17 protein-coding genes and 1 pseudogene are annotated in these 19,392 nt (G+C 41.6%); 13 read left to right on the top strand and 5 right to left on the bottom strand.

Going from position 1 to position 19,392, the window contains the following annotated elements; genetic code table 11:
- The 9 genes from F8H35_RS03890 to F8H35_RS03930 form a co-directional block, all read left to right on the top strand.
- Window positions 1–305, top strand: a 305-nt coding sequence (locus F8H35_RS03890) for an LptA/OstA family protein (protein WP_472572240.1), incomplete at its 5' end; no start/stop codon positions are given.
- The gene (gene lptA, locus F8H35_RS03895; RefSeq protein WP_472572241.1) at window positions 302–784 is read left to right on the top strand and encodes a lipopolysaccharide transport periplasmic protein LptA; all 483 of its coding nucleotides are present in this window, start codon (window positions 302–304) and stop codon (window positions 782–784) included. The genes F8H35_RS03890 and lptA, both read left to right, overlap by 4 nt.
- A complete protein-coding gene (lptB, locus tag F8H35_RS03900; protein ID WP_472572242.1) occupies window positions 762–1,502 on the top strand; it encodes an LPS export ABC transporter ATP-binding protein in 741 nt (246 codons plus the stop codon). Before lptA ends, lptB begins: the two co-directional genes overlap by 23 nt.
- A complete protein-coding gene (locus tag F8H35_RS03905; protein ID WP_472572243.1) occupies window positions 1,480–1,833 on the top strand; it encodes a hypothetical protein in 354 nt (117 codons plus the stop codon). Before lptB ends, F8H35_RS03905 begins: the two co-directional genes overlap by 23 nt.
- Window positions 1,814–5,680 (top strand): pilus assembly protein, encoded by a 3,867-nt coding sequence (locus tag F8H35_RS03910; RefSeq protein WP_472572244.1) that lies wholly within the window; start codon window positions 1,814–1,816, stop codon window positions 5,678–5,680. Before F8H35_RS03905 ends, F8H35_RS03910 begins: the two co-directional genes overlap by 20 nt.
- Window position 5,681: 1 nt before the next feature.
- Entirely contained in the window at window positions 5,682–6,122 is a 441-nt protein-coding gene (locus F8H35_RS03915) for a pilus assembly FimT family protein (RefSeq protein ID WP_472572245.1), read from the top strand.
- Entirely contained in the window at window positions 6,113–6,532 is a 420-nt protein-coding gene (locus F8H35_RS03920) for a prepilin-type N-terminal cleavage/methylation domain-containing protein (protein ID WP_472572246.1), read from the top strand. The genes F8H35_RS03915 and F8H35_RS03920 overlap by 10 nt, the downstream gene beginning before the upstream one ends.
- Window positions 6,529–7,524, top strand: a complete 996-nt coding sequence (locus tag F8H35_RS03925) for a PilW family protein (protein WP_472572247.1) — start codon at window positions 6,529–6,531, stop codon at window positions 7,522–7,524. The genes F8H35_RS03920 and F8H35_RS03925 overlap by 4 nt, the downstream gene beginning before the upstream one ends.
- A 3-nt stretch (window positions 7,525–7,527) precedes the next feature.
- A complete protein-coding gene (locus F8H35_RS03930; protein WP_472572248.1) occupies window positions 7,528–7,929 on the top strand; it encodes a hypothetical protein in 402 nt (133 codons plus the stop codon).
- Between the two features lie 6 nt (window positions 7,930–7,935).
- Here F8H35_RS03930 and serS read toward each other — a convergent pair whose 3' ends face one another.
- The 4 genes and pseudogenes from serS to F8H35_RS03950 form a co-directional block, all read right to left on the bottom strand.
- Window positions 7,936–9,216, bottom strand: a complete 1,281-nt coding sequence (gene serS / locus F8H35_RS03935; protein WP_472572249.1) for a serine--tRNA ligase — start codon at window positions 9,214–9,216, stop codon at window positions 7,936–7,938.
- Window positions 9,213–12,521, bottom strand: coding sequence for a DNA gyrase subunit A (gene gyrA, locus F8H35_RS03940; protein ID WP_472572255.1), 3,309 nt, complete (start codon window positions 12,519–12,521; stop codon window positions 9,213–9,215). Before gyrA ends, serS begins: the two co-directional genes overlap by 4 nt.
- A pseudogene (locus tag F8H35_RS03945) lies at window positions 12,513–12,830 on the bottom strand (DNA gyrase subunit A); the annotation flags it as partial. The pseudogene F8H35_RS03945 and the gene gyrA, both read right to left, overlap by 9 nt.
- A gap of 1 nt (window position 12,831) precedes the next feature.
- Window positions 12,832–14,787: a transglycosylase domain-containing protein gene (locus F8H35_RS03950; RefSeq protein ID WP_472572250.1), complete on the bottom strand. Its 1,956-nt coding sequence runs from the start codon at window positions 14,785–14,787 to the stop codon at window positions 12,832–12,834.
- 30 nt (window positions 14,788–14,817) lie between these two features.
- Here F8H35_RS03950 and F8H35_RS03955 point away from each other — a divergent pair, with 30 nt between their 5' ends.
- From F8H35_RS03955 to F8H35_RS03970, 4 genes are all read left to right on the top strand, one after another.
- On the top strand, window positions 14,818–15,894 hold the full coding sequence (locus F8H35_RS03955) for an SLC13 family permease (protein WP_472572251.1): 1,077 nt from the start codon (window positions 14,818–14,820) through the stop codon (window positions 15,892–15,894).
- Complete coding sequence (gatB, locus tag F8H35_RS03960) at window positions 15,894–17,393, top strand: Asp-tRNA(Asn)/Glu-tRNA(Gln) amidotransferase subunit GatB (RefSeq protein WP_472572256.1); 1,500 nt, start codon at window positions 15,894–15,896, stop codon at window positions 17,391–17,393. Before F8H35_RS03955 ends, gatB begins: the two co-directional genes overlap by 1 nt.
- Window positions 17,394–17,521: 128 nt before the next feature.
- The gene (locus F8H35_RS03965; RefSeq protein WP_472572252.1) at window positions 17,522–17,974 is read left to right on the top strand and encodes a desulfoferrodoxin family protein; all 453 of its coding nucleotides are present in this window, start codon (window positions 17,522–17,524) and stop codon (window positions 17,972–17,974) included.
- A complete protein-coding gene (locus tag F8H35_RS03970) occupies window positions 17,971–18,108 on the top strand; it encodes a hypothetical protein (protein ID WP_472572253.1) in 138 nt (45 codons plus the stop codon). The genes F8H35_RS03965 and F8H35_RS03970 overlap by 4 nt, the downstream gene beginning before the upstream one ends.
- Here F8H35_RS03970 and F8H35_RS03975 read toward each other — a convergent pair.
- Window positions 18,086–19,392 (bottom strand): ABC transporter substrate-binding protein (locus tag F8H35_RS03975; RefSeq protein WP_472572254.1); only part of this gene is annotated, 1,307 nt, incomplete at its 5' end. The genes F8H35_RS03970 and F8H35_RS03975 overlap by 23 nt on opposite strands.

Below are 19,392 nucleotides of genomic sequence, written 5' to 3' on the forward strand. Positions count from 1 at the left end.
AACCCATTCTTGTTGTTTTTCTAAAGTCAAAAATCACAATAAAAGCAGAAGAAGCCAAATTTAATAGAAATTTAGGTCAAATTTGTTTGAAAAGTGTGGAACTTATAGGACCAAATTTCTGGGCTTCTTCTCCAGAAGGTATTTATGACCTCAACAAAGAAGTTTTTAAAACGGAGAGTAAATGTAAAATAATCTACAATAAAATTAACATATCTGAAGGAAACACCTGTACTTTGGACTTAAAATATAGGAGAGCTATAATCTACGGCAGAGTAAAAACTGTTATCAGAGAGGAATTGAAATGAGAAAACTAATGCCTATTTTGGCGGGTTTTATCCTGATGTCAAACTACTCATTCGCTGCTCCTTCTAATCTTCCTATTGTTGTTGAATCTCAGAAATTGACTTATAACGATAAAGAAAAAATCGCTACGTATGTGGGAAACGTTATTGCCCAGCACGGAAGTACCATTATAAGAGGCGATAAACTTATCATTTACTTTGACCCAACGGGTAAACACATAAAGAAAATAGTCGTTGAAGGGAACGTCCACATTAAAGATCCACGGGGTGAAGGTTGGTGTGAAAAGCTTGTCTACTATCCTTTTGAAGAAAAGATAGTATTAATAGGCGATGCTAAACTCAAACGGAAAGATAACCTGATAATAGGCGATAAAATAGTTGCCTATAGAGATGGTAGAGTAAGCGTTGAAGGGATAAAACAGAGAGTTAAAACCGTTATCTACCCGGTGGAGAATTCTGTTGGAAAAGGTAAGAGATCTTAACGTTCTGAAGGCTGAAAACATAACAAAACGTTTTGGGAAAAGGACAGTAGTAAACAACGTTACCGTTGAAGTTAGAGAAGGGGAAGTTGTTGGCCTGTTAGGACCTAACGGAGCTGGAAAAACCACAACATTCTACTGTATAGTAGGTCTTATAAAACCTGATGGAGGAAAAGTTTTTATTGGCGAGGAAGACATAACAAAAGACCCAACTTATATAAGAGCCCGGAAGGGGCTCTCTTACTTACCTCAGGAACCATCTATATTTAGAAAGCTTACTGTAGAAGAGAATTTGAGAGCAATCCTTGAAATGCACGGCTATACAAAAGGTGAAATAAGGGAAAAGGTTGATTGGCTTCTAAACAAGTTCGGAATTTCTCACTTAAGAGATCAAAAAGCCTCTTCGCTGTCAGGAGGAGAGAGAAGAAGATTGGAAATAGCCAGAGCCCTTACTATAGATCCTAAGTTTTTGCTTTTAGATGAGCCTTTCGCCGGAATAGATCCCATTGCAGTTGCCGATATACAGAGACTAATTTTAGATCTGAAGGAGCTTGATATAGGTATTCTTATCACAGACCACAACGTTAGAGAAACCCTTAGAATTATTGATAGGGCTTACATAATAGCCCACGGTAAGGTTGTTGCTTCCGGTTTTCCGCAAGATGTTGCTAATCAACGAATTGTAAGGGAGGTTTATCTTGGAGAGAACTTTGAGATTTAGACTATTTTCTAAGTTGATTTTATTTTTCCTTCCGTTTCTTTTCTTAGTAAATTCTACTTATTGTTTTGCAAAAGAAAAAGAAAAACTTGATGATTTATTCTTTAAAGTTAACTCTCTAAAAGATAAAGGATGTAAAACTTCAAAATTAATGCGTATTAATTCAGTTAATAGCGATAGTATCGTGCTATCTGGTAGAAGGATAAGAAAAAACAAAGTGATAAAGGTTTATGGTGATCTAAAAGTGGGTAACTATGCAGTAATTGCTAAGTGTAACAATGGTTTAATTTTAATCATATTCCCGGGAGGCCCAAATGGCCCAGAGGTTTATTAAAAAATTTTTAATTGGTCTTTGTCTTAATTTGATTTTGGGTTTTCCTTTTTCATTTGCTGAGACTTCTATGAATAACTACTGTAGTGTTCCACCCTTTGCTTCAACGAAGGTTAAACCTAATGTAGTGTTTTTAATGGATTTCTCCGGAAGTATGCAGTTTCCTGCTTATTATGATTGCGATTTTTATGGATATTTTGAAAGCAAAGTTGCTTATTGTGGTTCTGTTAGCGCTACTTATAATCCACAAATAGAATATTATGGCTATTTTGATTCAGAGAAGTACTATATTTATGATAAAACATTAAAGGCTTGGAAGGTTTCAAACTCTTGTTTTATTCCTAAAAATTGGAAAAGGATTGGATATAAAAACTGCTTTTCTGGAAACTTTTTAAACTTTCTTACTACAACTAGAATAGATGCAGCTCTTAAAGCTTTAATTGGTGGAAAAGGGAACTGTTCTGGTTCAAACTGTGTCCGTATGTCACAGGGTTCTTTTAGAGAAGTTCATGTTACTTTTGGTAACAAAGCTGCTTCATGTACTTTTCTCCTTTATCCGCAAAAGTTTAATAGGGGTAATTATTCATCTAAACATATGTTGATTGCTTCAGAATGGGGGGAAGGCAGTTCTTGCCCTTTTAATAAATGGAAAGGAACACGAAGAGCGGATGTTATTATTAATGCTTCGGAAAGACATGGAGTTTTACAGGATAACTTTGATAAAGTTGATATGAGCTTTATGGTTTTTGCCTCTAATGGTAGATATGGAGAAGTTAGATACTCTTTTTATGAAAGAGATTTGGATAAGTTAATAGAAAAAGTTCAGAATGAAATTCCTTATGCTGGCACTCCTACTGGAGAAGCTATGTGGGAAGTGGAAGATTTTTTGAAACAGGAAGATGAACACTATTACGAAGGCAATTATCGTTATATAGAAAGAGAGTCTTATAAAGATCCATATTATATGGAAATAAACGGAAATCTCTTTCCTTTGCCATGTAGGAAAAGCTACGTAGTATTAGTTTCTGACGGCGAATGGAATGGAGATGAAGATCCAGTTAAACCAGCCTATGATATGCATGTTAATGATTTAAGAGATGATATTGAAGGTAACCAGACAGCAGAGATTTTTACTCTTTATGCATTTAGTCATTCTAAGGAAGGTAAAAATTCAATGGAAACTATAGCTGCTTTTGGTAGTTTTAAGGATACATGTTCCAATAATTGGCCTTATCCTTTTGAAGGTTTTCCTGAGAATTCAAGAAAGGTTAATTGGCCAGTTGATAGTTGTAACCCAAATGGTTCTTATGATGGTTGCTGTTCAGAATGGGATTCAAGTGGAGACGGTCAACCAGATGACTTTTTTGCTGCTACTAATGGAAAGGACCTTGAAGAGGATTTAAGAAAAGTTTTTGAGAAAATTCTTTCTCCGACCTCAGGAACTTCTGTTGGTTCTATTTTTAAGAAGAATGTAAAAGGAGCTGTCGTTTGTCAGAGTATGTTCTACTCTCATAAAAATTTTGGGAATGATAGGGTTTCGTGGATAGGTTATGTTTATACTTGGTGGTTTTTAAATACAAAGCTTGCTCAAAATATAAGAGAAGATACTAATAGAAATAAAGTTCTTGATATATTGAAAGATTATATTCTTGACTGGACCTTTGAAAATGGAAATCTTGTTATAACTAAATATCAGAGTGACTCTAAAGGTAATATTGTTAAAAAAGTAGCTACTTATGACTCTCCTGAGTATTTAAATCCACTGTTTGAGACTGGAGAAAAATTATCTTATCTTTCTCCTAAAGATAGAGTTATTTATACGGAAGTTGGTAATTCTTTAGTGTCCTTTGATGTATCAAATCTTAACAAGTTTGCCAATTTCTTAGGAAATAACCTGCCTTACTGTTTGAATGATGATAAATCTCTTTTAGTAGATTACATAAGAGGTAAGGATATTCCTGGATGTAGGAATAGAAAAATAGATGATGATGGTGATACATGGAAGTTGGGAGATATTGTTTACTCTTCACCTGTTGTTGTTAAGTATCCGAGTTATAGTGTTATTTACGTAGGTTCCAATGATGGGATGCTTCATGCTTTTAGGTTGGGTTATCTAAAGAAAAGAGCAGATGCTAAACACCCTGCAGAGCTGGATAATAGCCGTTCAGATGCCGGGAAAGAACTTTTGGGAGAAGAACTCTGGGCATTTATCCCGAAAAACGCTCTTCCTTACCTAAGATATCTTGCCGATCCGGATTATTGTCACCTCTATTTCGTTGATTTAACGCCTTATGTTGTTGATCTTGATTCTGATGGAGATGGAAAACCGGATAGGAAAATCCTTATAGGAGGTATGCGTTTAGGAGGAGCAACCGGTTCTGATGATCCTTCAGCAGTAAATCCTCCATCCGATACCTGTTCAGGTTCTTCCTGTGTGGGGTTGTCTTCCTATTTCGCTTTAGATATTACAGATCCTGAGAAACCTAAATTTCTATGGGAGTTTACTGATAAAGATTTGGGATTTACATATTCAGGACCGGGAATAATAAAGGAAAATGGCAAGTATTATGTAGTTTTTGTTTCAGGCCCTGTAAATTATAAGGGGGAATATTCAGGAGACAGCAACACTTTGAAAATATTTGTTTTGGATTTACTCTCTGGAAGGAAATTGAAGGAAATAGATACTGGAATAACTAATGCTTTTGCAGGAAAGATATTCAAAGAAGGAGCAGATCTTAACGATGATGGTAATACTGATTATTTAATTTTTGGCTATTCTAAACAACAGGTGGATGGGTTTGGAGGTGGTTTAATAGTATTGGCAGGAAAAGGAAGTAATGGTGCCATTCTTTATCCTCTTAAAGGTGGACCAGATAATTGGACTGTTGTAGATATAGGTGCTCTATCTTCTGAAGAAGTGTGTAATGTCGTAAAGAAACAGGGAGGCTTTTTCGCTGGCAAAGGATTCGCTCAAATGTGTAGTAATATGTCAATTTCATTTACTTCTCTTCCTCCTGTAACGTCAAAAGTGGAAGTAATGCCTTGCTTTGATAAGTGGTATGTTTATTTTGGAACAGGAAAGTGGTTTTATAAAACAGATGATGCAGAGAAAGTTCCAGAAATTTGCTTAAGTTTTGGGGATTTTGTTAAAGGTTGTGCTCCAAGTCCGGTAAATAGGAATTTCTTATTTGGTATTCCTATTTTACCTAATACTGGAGATTACAAAAACTTTGATTATGTTGTTTTAGTTCCACCAATCCCGGCTGAAAGTATAGATGCTTTTAAACTGATACCCGCTGTTGGTTCTCCTATTTCTAACTTTATTGGAAATTCAGGCTTAAATGATGTGTTTGATAAAGCTATTTGCAAATTCAGATCAGAGCTAAAGAATTTAGGAGTTGAGTTTGGTTGGTTTATACCATTAGACGAAAGAGAAGGAGAGTATTTAAAGGAAAAAGAGCTTTCTAATCCTACTGTAACAAAAAATAATGTTGTTATTTTTACAACCAGTCAACCTACAATGGCTCCTTGTAAAGTTGGGGGAAGATCAAGAGTTTGGGCTTTGAATTGTGCTTTAGGATGGTCTATAGACTCGCCTGTAAATTGTGATGCTTATGGTATAACAAATCTTTATGGGACACTTTTGTTACAGCTTTCTGGTTCAAATATTAAACAGGTTAAGTTAAAATATATTTCATCAGAAAATCAGTCTAATATTAGGAAAACACTTCCTGGAGAATATTATAGGACAACAAACTGGCTTACCGGTATAACTCCAGAATCTGCACCTCCTTTTATTTACCCTTCAAATTCTTATATGGGAACTCTACTTTTGTGGCTGGAGATGTAGTTTGATAAGGAAAGGTTTTACTCTTATTGAACTGGTTGTTGTTTTTGTGATAGTTGGATTAATTCTGACACTTGGTTTTGTAGAGTACACTAAGTGGAGTAAGAAGAACAGTGTTGAAAGGGATACAAGACTTATCTATACATTGATAAGCAAAGAGAGGATGATTGCTCTCTCAGAGGGGAAATCTTTTAAGGTGACTGCGAATGGGAATACTTTAACGGTGAAGGACCTGGATACGAACAGGGAAGAAACTGTTAACCTGAATAATCCCTATTCTGGAACTATTAGTATCTATCCTAAGGGTTTAATGAGCAGAGGAAGTATTGTTTTTCGGGGTGATTTAAACTTATACCCTGATGTCAGTTGCGTTATTTCAGACGGTTTACGTTTGAGGATGGGACAAACCTATGTAGATTCCAGAGGAAGAAGGAAGTGCAGGTAAGGAAGGGTTTTACTCTTATTGAGGTTTTGATAGCAGCTGTTATAGCGGTAGTTGTTCTTTTAGGGCTTTTGGCTGCAGCACTGTATTTTGAAAAATATTCGGTGAAGAGAGCTCTCTTCCGTGAAGCTTCTAACATTCTCTATAGCAGGCTTGAGGCTGTTAAAAGCCTACCATACCAAGATGTTACAGAGACCAAGCTTAACAATGGAGCTACCAACTGTTCAGATGCGTTAACTAAAAATTACATTGAAAGAACAGTGGGAAGTAAAACTTACAGGTTCGGTCTTTATTACCAGGTTACCGATAACCCTAACTATCAGGTTAAAGAGGTAAGGCTTACTGTTTGCTGGAAGTATAGGGACAGGTTTAACAAACTTTCTGGTGATACTATTGTAAGGAACAGACAATGAAAAGGCGAGGTTTATCTTTAGTTGAACTTATTGTTGTTCTGGGTATTTCTCTTTTTCTTTTGGTTGCTATTTACTACGGGTATACTCGTCTTTTTAAAAAGTTTCTAACAGGAACAGGTAGGACGTCGGTTACTATTTCATCTATTGTAGGAGAAGAGGTTTTACAGCAGGATGTAGAACATGCTGGATACGGTATCTCTATAAAGGAACCAAAAGTACCTTTAAAATTTCAAACTGATAAAAATGGAAATCCTGTTTTAACTATCCGTTCAACTTATGTTGTTACAAATCGTTCTACGAAAGGGTGGGCAATTCTTAACTGTCCTTCTGGGGGTTCTAACTCTGTTCCTATCTCTTACTCCCAGTTACCTCTTCCTTCTGAGTATGCTGTTGTGATGGACTTCTTAGAGAATGTAGATTCTCCTTATGCTGATATAGGAAAGAATGGTCAGAATTATGTCTGTTCAAAGTCGGGATACTTTTTAGCTTACCCGGTTCCAGAGATTACTTTGCGTTCTAACGAAACGTACGTTTGTTCAAACCAGGCCTGTGCTCAGATAGATTACTATCTCTACAGATCATCTGCTGTAAATCCGGCCTGTAAGGATATGTATGTTCTGGGAAGGAGAGTTTCCTGGAAGCTGAAAAATGGTAAACCTTCGGGAACTGTTCAACCTTTTCTTAGTTGTGTTGCCGACTTTCAGGTTAGGATTGACTGGGATAATAGGAAATATGTTAATCCTTATGATACTTCTGATCCCGATTATTCCGCTATTCAGAGTGCAACCTTTGAGGATCTTAAAGAGAAGCTTAAGATGATTCATATATATTTGCTTATTAGGGAAGGGGGTAAGGATCCTAACTACGTGTTTAACGGATCTACGAGAATTGAGCCTGACAATGTGGAGCTCCACCTTCCTTCAGACTATAAACACTACCACTGGAAGATTGTAAAGTTGAGCATTGAACCGATTAACGTTATAAGGAAGTAAGCTGTGAGGAGAGGACTTGCTCTAACAATAGTTTTGATTCTTTCTGTTATAGCACTGGCTTTTACAGGTATTATGCTTTACATGGTTACCTCTTCAAACCAGATGTCAGGAATGGCTTACAGGTACAGGTCATCTCTTGAGGTGGCTAAAGGGGTTTCTCAGTACCTCATGAACCTTATGGATAGCGACGAGCTTTGTAAGTATACAGACTGCACGAGACCCAATCAACCGATAAACCTTGGAAGCTATGCAAATATAGGTGATTACAGAGTTCAGGCTAAGTTGTTGAGATATATAAATGACCCCCTTACGGGGGCTGCAATATACTCTGTAGAGGTTAAAGTGGTCAATAAGAAAATACCGGCGGAGCACTCAACTGTTGACTTTGTCTATAAGGTTGAGTAGCAAAATTCAGTAATCTATTCTATCGGTTCCTACGTAATCTCTCAAAACTTCCGGGATGATAACGCTTCCATCCTTTTGCTGATATTGTTCAAGTATGGCTATTACAGTTCTTCCAACGGCAAGGCCTGAGCCGTTGAGGGTGTGGACTAAATGGGTTTTGCCTTCTTTATCTCTAAATCTTATCTGAGCTCTGCGAGCCTGGAAGTCTTCGCAGTTTGAACAGGAGGAGATTTCTCTATACCTATTCTGTGAAGGAATCCAGACCTCTATGTCGTAGGTTTTAGTTGCTGAGAATCCAAGGTCTCCTGTACAGAGCTCTACAACTCTGTAATGGAGTCCTAAAAGCTGTAGGACTTTTTCAGCTTCCCTTACAAGTTTTTCAAGCTCTTCGTAAGACTTCTCAGGGTGGACTATTTTTACAAGTTCTACCTTGTTGAACTGATGGAGCCTCATTATACCCCGAACGTCTCTTCCGTGGGCTCCCGCCTCTCTCCTGAAACAGGGAGTGTAGGCTGTGTAGTACTTGGGGAGTTCCTTCTCAGCCAGTATCTCCCCTGCATGGAGGTTTGTCAGTGGAACCTCTGCCGTTGGTATGAGCCACAGGTCTTCGTTCTCTATTTTGTAGAGATCTTCTTCAAACTTTGGAAGCTGTCCAGTTCCCGTCATTGTTTTCGTGTTAACTAAGAACGGGGGAATTATCTCCTCGTAGCCGTGCTCCTGAGTGTGGAGGTCCAACATGAAGTTGATGAGAGCTCTCTCTAATTTCGCTCCCCACTTCCTGTAAACAACAAATCGGGAGCCTGCAAGTTTTGTTGCTCTTTCAAAATCAAGAATTCCAAGTTTTTCCCCAATTTCCCAGTGAGGGATAGGTTCAAAGTCAAACTGAGGTTTCTCTCCCCAATAGCGGACTACAACGTTGTCGTTTTCATCCTCACCAACTGGAACAGATGGGTGGGGAATATTTGGAATGGAGAGAATGAGCTTCTTAAACCTCTCTTCAACATCCCTCAGTTCTTTTTCAAGGTCTTTTGCTTTCTTTGATATGTCCTCAACTTCAGCCTTCAAGCTTAGCGCTTCTTCCCTCTTTCCTTCTTTAAAGAGTTTCCCTATCTCTTTTGAGAGTTTGTTTCTTTTAGCTTTTAGCTGTTCTATCTCTGTAAGGAGAGTTCTCCTCTCTCTGTCTACGGTGAGGAGTTCGTCTACCCTTTCTGCGTAAACAGGGTCTCTGCGGGAGAGGAGCTCCTTCACCCTTTCAGGCTCTTTGCGAACCAGTTTTATGTCAATCATTCTTCACCCTCCTGAACTTTTGAGACTGATACAACTGCATCATCCTCTGAAAGCCTCTGTATTCTTACTCCCCGTGTGTGTCTTCCGTAAACTGGAATATCTCCGCTATTAACCCTTATTATCTTTCCTTTTTTGGAAACCAAGATTATTGCTTCGTCATCTTTTAACGTTGTTGCGTCTGCCACTTTTCCCGTTTTCTCAGAGAGTTTTGTTGCAATCAGCCCTTTTCCTCCTCTCCTTTGAAGGTGGAACTCAGAAATCTGAACTCTCTTGCCATAGCCTCTCTCTGTAACTATCAGGAGGTATCTGTCGTCCGGTTCGACAACTGTTGCAGATACTACCGCGTCGTCTGGGTCAAGGAGCATTCCCCGAACGCCTCTTGCACTTCTTCCCATTGGTCTAACATCCTGAACGGGGAACTTTATGGCTCTTCCGTTCCTTGATATAAGCATAACGTTGTCTTTCTCACTTACCAGGCCTACGTATACTAGTCTATCTCCCGGCTCAAGGTTTATTGCGTTTATTCCTGTAGACCTTGGATTTGAGAACTCCTTAAGAGGTGTTCTTTTAACGTACCCCTTTTGTGTAACGAAGAAAACATCTTTATTTACAGAGAAGTCTTTGACAGGAATTATCCTTGAGACTATTTCGTTTCCGGCCATTCCGGGGAGGAAGTTCCTTATTGACTGTCCTCTTGAGGGCCTTTCCATTTTCGGCAGTTCGTAGGCCTTCAGCCAGTAAACTTTTCCCTGATTTGTGAATATGAGGAGGTAGTCTTTTGAAGAGGCTGTTATTACGTCTTTTACGAAGTCACCCTCTCTGGTTTTTATTCCCCGAACTCCGGTTCCGCTTCTTCCCTGAGTTCTGTAAGAGCTTGCAGAGACTCTTGCAGCGAATCCCTTGTGTGTGAGGAAGATGACTACCTCTTCTTCCTCAATCATTGCCTCAATATCTATCTCGCTCTCTTTAGAGACTACGGCAGTTCTTCTTTCATCTCCAAAGAGGGAGATTATCTCGTCCATGTCCTCTTTTATGAGTCTTTTCTGTTCCTCCGGGCTTTCAAGAACTTTCCTGTAGTAGCTGGCCTCTTCCTGAAGTTTTCTGTATTCAGACTCTAATTTTTCCCTCTCAAGGCCTGTAAGCCTCTGGAGTTTCATGTCAAGTATGGCCTTTGTCTGCTTTTCTGACAGGCCAAATTCTTCTGTGAGTTTTTCTTGAGCTACCTGCGGGCTCTCAGCGGTTTTAACTATTTCAACTACGCGGTCTATGTTCTCAAGAGCAACTTTTAGACCTTCTAAGATATGGAGCCTCTCTTCGGCTTTCCTGAGAAGGTATGCGGTTCGCCTTAAGATTACCTCTCTTCTGAACTCTATAAACTCCTGAAGGTAGCGCTTGAGGTTGAGGAGTTTGGGCTCTCCCTTAACCAGTGCAATCATGTTGAAACCAAAGTTTGTTTGAAGAGGAGTAAACTTGTAGAGTTTGTTAAGGACAACCTGTGGTGTTGCGTCCCTTTTCAGCTCTATTACAACCCTTATCCCTTCCCTGTCTGACTCGTCCCTTATGTCTGCTATTCCCTCTAACTTCTTCTCCTTTACAAGGTCTGCAATTTTCTTTATCAGGTCTGCCTTGTTGACCTGATAAGGGAGCTCCGTTATCACTATTGCCGTTCTCTTCCTTACCTCTTCTATTCTGTGTTTTGCTCTTATTGTTACACTTCCCCGGCCGCTCTTGTAGATCTTTATGAGGTCTTCAGGGTTTATTATCTCGGCGCCTGTTGGGAAGTCGGGGCCTTTGACAAACTGAAGGAGCTCCTCTGTTGTAGCTTCTGGGTGGTCAACCAGGTACTTAACTGCTTGGCACACCTCTTTCATGTTGTGAGGAGGGATGTTTGTTGCCATTCCAACGGCAATTCCCGCCGCTCCGTTTACCAGGAGGTTGGGAAACCTTGCCGGGAGGACTTCAGGTTCTAAGAGGGATTCGTCAAAGTTGGGCTTAAAGTCAACGGTGTCCTTTTCTATATCTTTGAGGAGCTCCATTGAGACCTTTGAGAGCCTCGCCTCTGTGTTGTGGTTGATTATTCCGTTTCCAACGAAGGAGTGGCAGGGGCTGTCAACCTTAATTGAGTAAACCGTTTTGATACCTGTAAACTCCTTTCTCTTAACCCGTGCAAAGTAGTACTCGTTTTCAAGGAGCTCCCTGTAGAGTAAAAGGTCTTTCTCGTCTAAGATGCTCTCAAGGAGCTCCCAGTTTTCCCTTATCCTGTCGTACCTGTCAATGTTCGCCTTTTTTAGTTTCCAGTGTTTATACTTCTTCCTTATATATTCTGAAATAAACGGGATGTAATCGCTCTTTGAGAGGCTCCACTTTCTACCTTTTAAGCATCTGTTGTAGAGTTCCTCAAGTTTCTCCTGCTTTCTTCCTGCAAATCCTATAAAGTTTTTGAAGAGTTCAACGTTTCTGCCTCCTTCAATCAGGAGCCTGTAGTTATTTTTGTCGGGGTGGATTTTGGAAACAATACCGAACTCAAGGAGCATAACCTGAAGCTGTTTAATCAGCTTTTTGCTCTTTGATGAGTATGAGATAACAACGCTTCTTCTTGTTTCGTAAACACTTCCATCTCCTTCAAAGAGTGCCTGGAGGAATATTCTCTTTACTGCCTTTGAAGAAGTTAAAACTTTAATGGGAATCTCTTTCTCACCGCTCTTTTGAATCTCTGTAAGCGCCTTAACCGAGGTAACTGCGGCTGCTGTGCTGTACTGGAGTTCGTGTATCTCTTTTCCGCTCTTGAGCTTTCTTGAGTGGGTGTAGCCGGGAGCTCCAACAACAGACTCAGCCGCTTCACAGACCCTTTCAAAAAACTCCCTGTCTGTATTGTTGAACCCCCACCTTTCTCTGCTGAGGTATCCTTCAGACGTTAGAGCTCCTAATAGGAATGCTTCTTCCGGCGTTAAAGAATCACCTCTGTAGGAAAGGTTAAATTTCCTGTTGACAACTAAGAAATCCCCAACTTCAACTTTCTCAAGGAGCTTCCACTTGAAAACCGGCCTTCCGTTTTCAACTGTAAACGTTAAAACAGGATGGTTAAAACTTCCTTCTACCTCAAATCCTTCTTCTGTTTCAACCTTTAACGTTGGGTGTTTTCCACTGTTGAAGAACTTAACTGCCCTGTTTGTCTTCCCGTTTAGAGATTGGACTTCAACGTTTATTTCAACTTCACCCTCTTTCTCCAGCTCTGCAATTTTTTCTATGGGAATAAGACCCCTATCTGTGTTTACGAGAGTTTCTCCCGTTACGCAGTATCTCATTGCAGCCGCTGAGTCGCCGTCTATTGAGCCGAAGTTCCCCTGACCGTCTATGAGGGGGTAGCGCATTGAGAAGTCCTGTGCCATCCTGACGAGGGCGTCGTAAACAGCTGTATCTCCGTGAGGGTGATACTTACCGAGGACCTCACCGACGACCCTTGCGCTCTTCTTGTAGGGTTTGTCGGGGTAGAGCCCCAACTGATACATTGAGTAGAGGATTCTTCTGTGAACAGGTTTAAGGCCATCTCTAACATCGGGGAGAGCCCTACCTACGATTACGCTCATGGCGTAATCTAAGTAGGACTGTTTCATCTCATCTTCTATCGGAACTGGAATTATTCTCTCCAACTTCTGCCTCCTTTTCACCTAACTGATTTATCAGCTGGTCGTAGTAAATTTCTTCCATCTCTTTTTCTGGGAAGTGTGTAGGTGGCGGATAGCTGGCAACTATCTCATTGTAAGTAGGTGTAAACGTTCCACACTCAAACTTCTCACACAGTTTCAGTGCAATTTTACCCCACGGTGGAGCAGAAACCCCCCCACCAGTTGCTCCTCTCCACATCGTTTTGTAGCTGTCCCTTCCGAACCAGACACTCATTACAAAAGAGGTTGTAAAGCCGGTAAAGTAGGTATCCCTGTAGTCGTTTGTTGTTCCCGTTTTGCCGGCCACGTCAAACTGGTCTGTAAGGTAGGAGATAGAAGCTGCCGTCCCCTCTTTTACAACGTCTTGCAGAATTGACCGGAGGATAAACACAGATTGAGGATCAGAGACTTTTTTAAGTTTTGGATAGCCGATATAGACTGTTTTCCCGTATTTATCTTTAACTTTTAGAACAACGTAAGGTTCTTTCAGGATTCCACCGTTTTGAAAAGCTGTATATGCCCTTACTATTCTGTAAAGGTTAGAAGGAAAGCTTCCCAAAACGTAGGAAAGGTCAAAGGGAGAGTCTGGAGATATCATTTCAAACTTTATTAAGTTCTGTCTGATTTTCTGAGGGAAGTGCATTGCAAGGTGTAGTGTCGCGACGTTTACCGAGTGCATCAGGGCATCTTTTAACGTCATAAAAGGTGTAAACCGTTTGCTGTAATTTTCCGGTTTCCACCAGATTCTCTTTCCCGTTTTTGGGTCAAATTTATCCATGGGCATTTCTATAGGTTCGTTGGAAACGTAGTCAAGGGGAGACCAGCCGTTCTGGAATGCGGTTAAGTAAGTGAAAGGCTTGGCCGTTGAGCCGATTGGCCTCTGAACCTGAAATGCCCTGTTCAGTTTTGACTTTGAGTAGTCACTTCCGCCCACAACGAAAATTACTCTTCCATCTTTGTCAACTGCGAAACCTGCACACTGGAGATCGTCTATCTTATGGGTTTTACTGTAGAACTGGTTGTACTTTGAAAGGACCTCCTGAGCGTACTTTTCAATTTCCGGGTCAATTGATGTGTAAATTGAATAGCCACCAGTGTAGAGCTGTTTAGGAGTCAAAATCCCTTTCTTTAGAATCTCAAATTTCACAAAGTCTAAATCGTAACCAGCTGTTCTTGGATAGTTGGGAGACTTAAGGGGTGTTAACGGCTCTTTTATTGCTTCCTGATACTGGGCTTCTGTTATATATCCCTTTTCAAGCATTTTCTTCAGGATGAGATTTCTCCTCTTTAGAGCTCTCTGGGGGTGTTTAAACGGGTTGTAGTATTCTGGGCCTCTTATTATTCCTGCAAGGAGGGCACATTGGGCTGGAGTGAGCTGGTTCAGATTCTCCCCAAAGAGAACCCAGGCTGCAGCCTTAACTCCGTATGCACCGTTTGAAAGGTAAACGTAGTTCAGGTAGAGTTCCAGTATCTCCTGCTTCGTCAGTTTCTCCTCTAACTTCTTTGCAAGTTCAATCTCTTTTAGTTTTCTCTCTATAGTTCTTCTTGGTGAAAGGAAGACCATTTTGGCAAGCTGCTGTGTTATTGTGCTTCCACCCTGGACTATCTTTCCTCTTGAAAGATCTGTTATTGCTGCCCTTACAATTCCAATTGGGTCTATCGCGCCGTGTTTAAAGAACCTTTCGTCCTCAGCTGTTATTACTGCATAGATGAGAGTTTTAGGTATTTGGCTGTAGGGTGCATAGAGTCTGAATTTCCCCGTGTAGAAAAAACCTATGGGCTTTCCGTTGTTCCCGTAAACTGTTGACGCAAACGAAGGCATAAGTTTGTTCTTATAGGCTGTTGATCCAAAAGAGGATACTGTAGCTGTTAGGACAATTAGTAGAGCGGTTAGAAGCCTGAACATTGGGTTCCACCTCGTATTATATTTCCTGTCATGGATGTGAAAATTTATTCTACTCTCTCTGCTGTTGCCAAAGTTTTTTTAAAGGAGTGGCTCTTTTCCATCTCCCTCTTTCTCCTGCTGTTCTCTTCTCTTTACCTAAAAAGGATTCCTGAGTTCAGCGAAGATGAGTTAAAGACCCTTTTTACGCTCTGGGTTTTCCTCTCTCTCCTTGAGGCTTTAAGGGAGGAGAAAGTTTTCCGTTTTGTTGTTTCCCGTTTCCTATCTGGCGGGTATGCCATACCTAAGCTGGTAGCTGCAGCAGGGATTTTATCTATGTTCATTACAAACGACGTTGCTCTCTTTGTCACCGTTCCTCTAACTCTTCTAATTAATTCCCGATTTATTGGAGAAGCAGTTATTTTAGAAGCCCTTGTGGTTAACGGCCTATCTGCTGTAAGTCCCATTGGGAACCCTCAGAATATTTATATCTTCTACCATTACTCTCCGAGAGTTTTAGAGTTTGTTAAGACTGTTCTGCCATTAGGTATTGCCGTTTTCCTCGTTACAGTTTTCAGAGCCCTTTTCTTGAAGTCTGAAGAAGTATCAGGCGCGAAGTTTGAATTAGGGCGGGGAGCTCCCCTCTTCCTTATCCTCTTTCTCCTATTTATCCTGTCGGTTTTAGGTTTTCTCCCCCTTTGGTTGGGGTTTTTCGTTATTTTGGCCGTTTTCCTCTTTCACAGGGGAGCTCTCCTTAAGGTTGACTACTTTCTCCTCGGAACCTTTTTCTGCTTTTTCGGGTTTACAGATAATCTCTCATATTACTTGAAAGTTGGGGAGCTCTCCGGCCAAAAACTCTTCTGGATTTCTGCAGCTTTGAGCCAGTTTATGAGCAACGTTCCTTCAGCCCTTTTGCTCTCAGACTTTACTTCAGACTGGAAAAGCCTTCTCTGGGGAGTGAGCGTTGGCGGTTTTGGAACCCTCGTTGCTTCTATGGCCAACCTGATAGCCTACAGGCTTTACATAAACGAAGCTAAAGAGCCAGACAGGAACTTTCTGCTGAAGTTCCACATCTACGGTTTTGCCTTTTTCGTTCTGGGAGCTCTCCTCTACCTCTTTCTTTTCAGGTGATAAAATCTCCACAGAAAACTTTAAACCGGAGTGAGAAGATGGAGTTTGAAGCCGTTATAGGACTTGAGGTTCATGCCCAACTTTTAACGAAAACAAAGATATTCTGTTCCTGCAAGAACGAGTTTGGAGCTCCCCCCAACACAAACGTCTGCCCCGTCTGTTTGGGAATGCCCGGCTCATTACCAGTTCTCAACAAAAGGGCCGTTGAATACGCCGTAAAGGCGGCACTTGCCCTCAACTGCAAGATCAACCGCTACTCTGTCTTTGCCCGTAAGCACTACTTCTACCCAGACCTACCAAAAGCCTACCAGATTACACAGTATGAGCTCCCATTTGCCGAGCACGGCTGGGTTGAGATAGAGAAGAGCGACGGAACCAAGAAGAGAATAAGGATAAGGCGTATCCACATGGAGGAGGACGCCGGTAAAACAATTCATGGAGAAGGTTTTGACGAGAACTCCTACGTTGACCTGAACAGGGCCGGAACTCCCCTCATTGAGATAGTTTCAGAGCCGGACATCTCAACCCCAGAAGAGGCCCGCCTCTACATGCAGAAGCTGAGAGACATTCTGGTCTGGATAGGGGTTAACGACGGAAACCTTGAAGAGGGCTCCTTAAGGTGCGACGCAAACGTTTCAATAAGGCCTAAGGGGAGCAAGGAATTCGGAACGAGAACTGAGATTAAGAACGTTAACTCTTTCCGCTTCATCCAGAAAGCCCTTGAGTATGAGATTCAGCGTCAGATAGAGGTTGTAAAGAGCGGCGGAGAGGTCGTTCAGGAGACAAGGCTTTTTGACTCAGCTAAGGGAATTACGAAAACAATGAGAACGAAAGAGGAAGCCGAAGACTACCGCTACTTCCCGGAACCTGACCTGCCGCCTCTCATAATAGACGATGAGTGGCTTGAGTCTATAAGGGAGAGCCTGCCGGAGCTCCCCGACCAGGTTAAGGAGCGCTTCGTTGAGGAGTTCAAGATTACCCCTTACGACGCAAGCATTCTGGTGAGGGAAAGGGCGTTGGCCGACTTCTTTGAAAAGGCTGCAAAGGCCTACAGCGGAGAGGCCAAAAGGGTTGCCAACATAATCATCTCCGACTACTTAGGAATTCTTAACGAGGAGAAGTTCTCCGTTGAAGAGTCACCTGTTAAGCCGGAGCAGATGGCACAGCTCTTAGAGCTTGTTGATAAAGACGTTATCTCCATAAGGGTTGCCAAAGAGGAAGTTCTCCCCGAGATGGTTAAGACCGGAAAGTCTCCGAAAGAGATAGTTGAGGCAAAAGGTCTGGTTCAGATTTCAGATGAGTCTGCCCTTAAGGAGATTATTAAGAAAGTTCTTGCAAACAACGAAAAGGCCGTTAAGCAGTATAAGGAAGGAAATGAAAAGCAGAAACAGAAGGCCGTTAAGTTCCTCATCGGCCAGGTGATGAAAGAGACCCGTGGAAAGGCCAACCCGAAACTCCTGAATCAGCTCATTCCACAGGTTTTAGACGAAGAGGGGTAGGGTTCTTCCCCTCTTTTCTCAATTTTCCATAAGTAAGAGCAAAGGTCTTTCTCAGTGTTTTTATCCGTTTGCAATTAGTAATAATAATCATTAAATTGAGTTCAAAGCCTGTAAATCTGGAGGAAGTTGTGGATAGGAGAAACTTCATTAAGAAAACGCTGCTTGGAACAGGAGCGTTAGTTGTGGGGGGAGCTCCCGCCGTATCTCAGATAGTAAAGGCTTCTGAGAAGAGGAATGTTCCCGTTTTCGGCCCCGACTTGAAAACTGCAGGGGGCAGGAAACACACACCTTTTGTAAAAGCTCCAAAGAGAGTTAAAGCTGGGGAGTGGTTTGACGTTTTCGTTGAAGTCGGCCACTACAAACCCCACCCTAATACTATGACTCACTGGATTGAGTCTGTTGCTCTTTACATTGATAAGTTTGAAGTTGCAAGCGCCCGCTTCAGGGCTACTCAGGGAGCTCCCAGGGCTACATTCACGGTAAAGGTTGACAAACCTGGTAAAGTTACACTTAGAGGCTTTGGATACTGCAACATCCACGGCCTCTGGGTAAGTCTTCCTGTTGAGGTAGAGGTAGTTTGAGAAAGAAAATAGAGGAGCTTTACAGTAGGCTCAGAAAAGTCCCCAAGAGGAAGCTAATTTTCTACTCCATTACGGCAAAACTCCTTGAGGTGGGCGTCTCTGCCTACCTCATTAAGAAGTTCTTTCTCCACTGATAAACATCCTCTCCGGCTCGTAGGTTCCCCAAACTGTTGGGTAATAGTTCTTTACCCTGTTCCTTGCCGCTTCTAAAACCAGAGGAGCCGCTATGTAGATGAGGGGCTGCTGGTAGGCTATTATGTAGTAAGCTTTTTTGTAGAGCTCTACCCTCTTTTTAAAGTCTAAAGTCGTTGCAGCTTCCTCAAAGAGCCTGTCAACTTCTGCTTCCCACTCGGTTTCCGGCTTTTTCTGGTTCGGGTTCCACATGTGGAGCTCCCCACTGCTCATCCAGACGTTCTTCCCGCCGTTTGGGTCTATTGAGCCTGTTAATCCGATTATTACGGCGTCAAAGTCGTGGGTGTGGAGGAGCTTTTCAACAAGGTTGTTAAAGTCTAAGGGCTGGAAATTAACCTTTATCCCAATTCTTTTAAGGTCGTATTTCAGAATTGCTCCAATTTGAACCCTTGCAGGGTTGTTTGAGTTTGTTAGCAGGTTGAACTCAACCCTGCGCCCCTCTGGAGTTTCAAGCCATCCGTCTCCGTCCCTGTCTTTAAGGTCTATCGCCTCAAGGAGCTGTTTAGCCTTTTTCAGGTTGTAGGGGAACTTGGGGTAGTTTGGATCCCAGTAGAGTTTGTTAGCTGGCGTAACGGGGGCGTAAACCGGGTATCCCAGCCCGTTGTAAACCGTGAGAATTATCCCTTTCCTGTCAACTGAATGGGAAATAGCCCACCTGAAGAGCCTGTTTCTGAAAAGTTTTACTTTCCAATCGGGTATTGTTCCCCTTTTCTGGTTGAAGCAGATGAAGTCTGCCGTTAGTGAGGGGCCTAAGTTGTAGATTGTGTAGTTTCCCTTTTCCTCTCCCTTTTTGAGCTCCGGATAGTCATCTCCCCTAACGCCGTAGAAGTCAAGCTCTCCGGCTTTAAACCTTAGAAGTTGAGTGTTCTGGTCTGGCAGTATCGCTTTTACTTTTTTCTCTATGTAGGGAAGCCTTTTGTTCCAATCATCAAACTTCCAGTATCGTCTGTTTCTTTCGTAAATCAGATACTGTCCGGGAAGATATTTAACTAATCTGTAAGGTCCCGTTCCTATGAGCTTTTCCGGTGGAGTTGAGACTGTCCAGAACTCCATAAACTTTCCTCTTTCAACGGCTTCCTCAACAACGTGTTTTGGAAATATGGGAGCAGATAGGGAATAGAGGAGTGGGGCAAAGGGAACAGGAAGAATGAACTCAACTGTCATCGTGTCAATTTTCCTGACTTTGGGGAGCTCCCCCCTTACCATAAAGGAGTCCTTTGTTGAGT

Source organism: Thermovibrio sp. (assembly GCA_015488335.1).
GTDB lineage: Bacteria > Aquificota > Aquificia > Desulfurobacteriales > Desulfurobacteriaceae > Balnearium.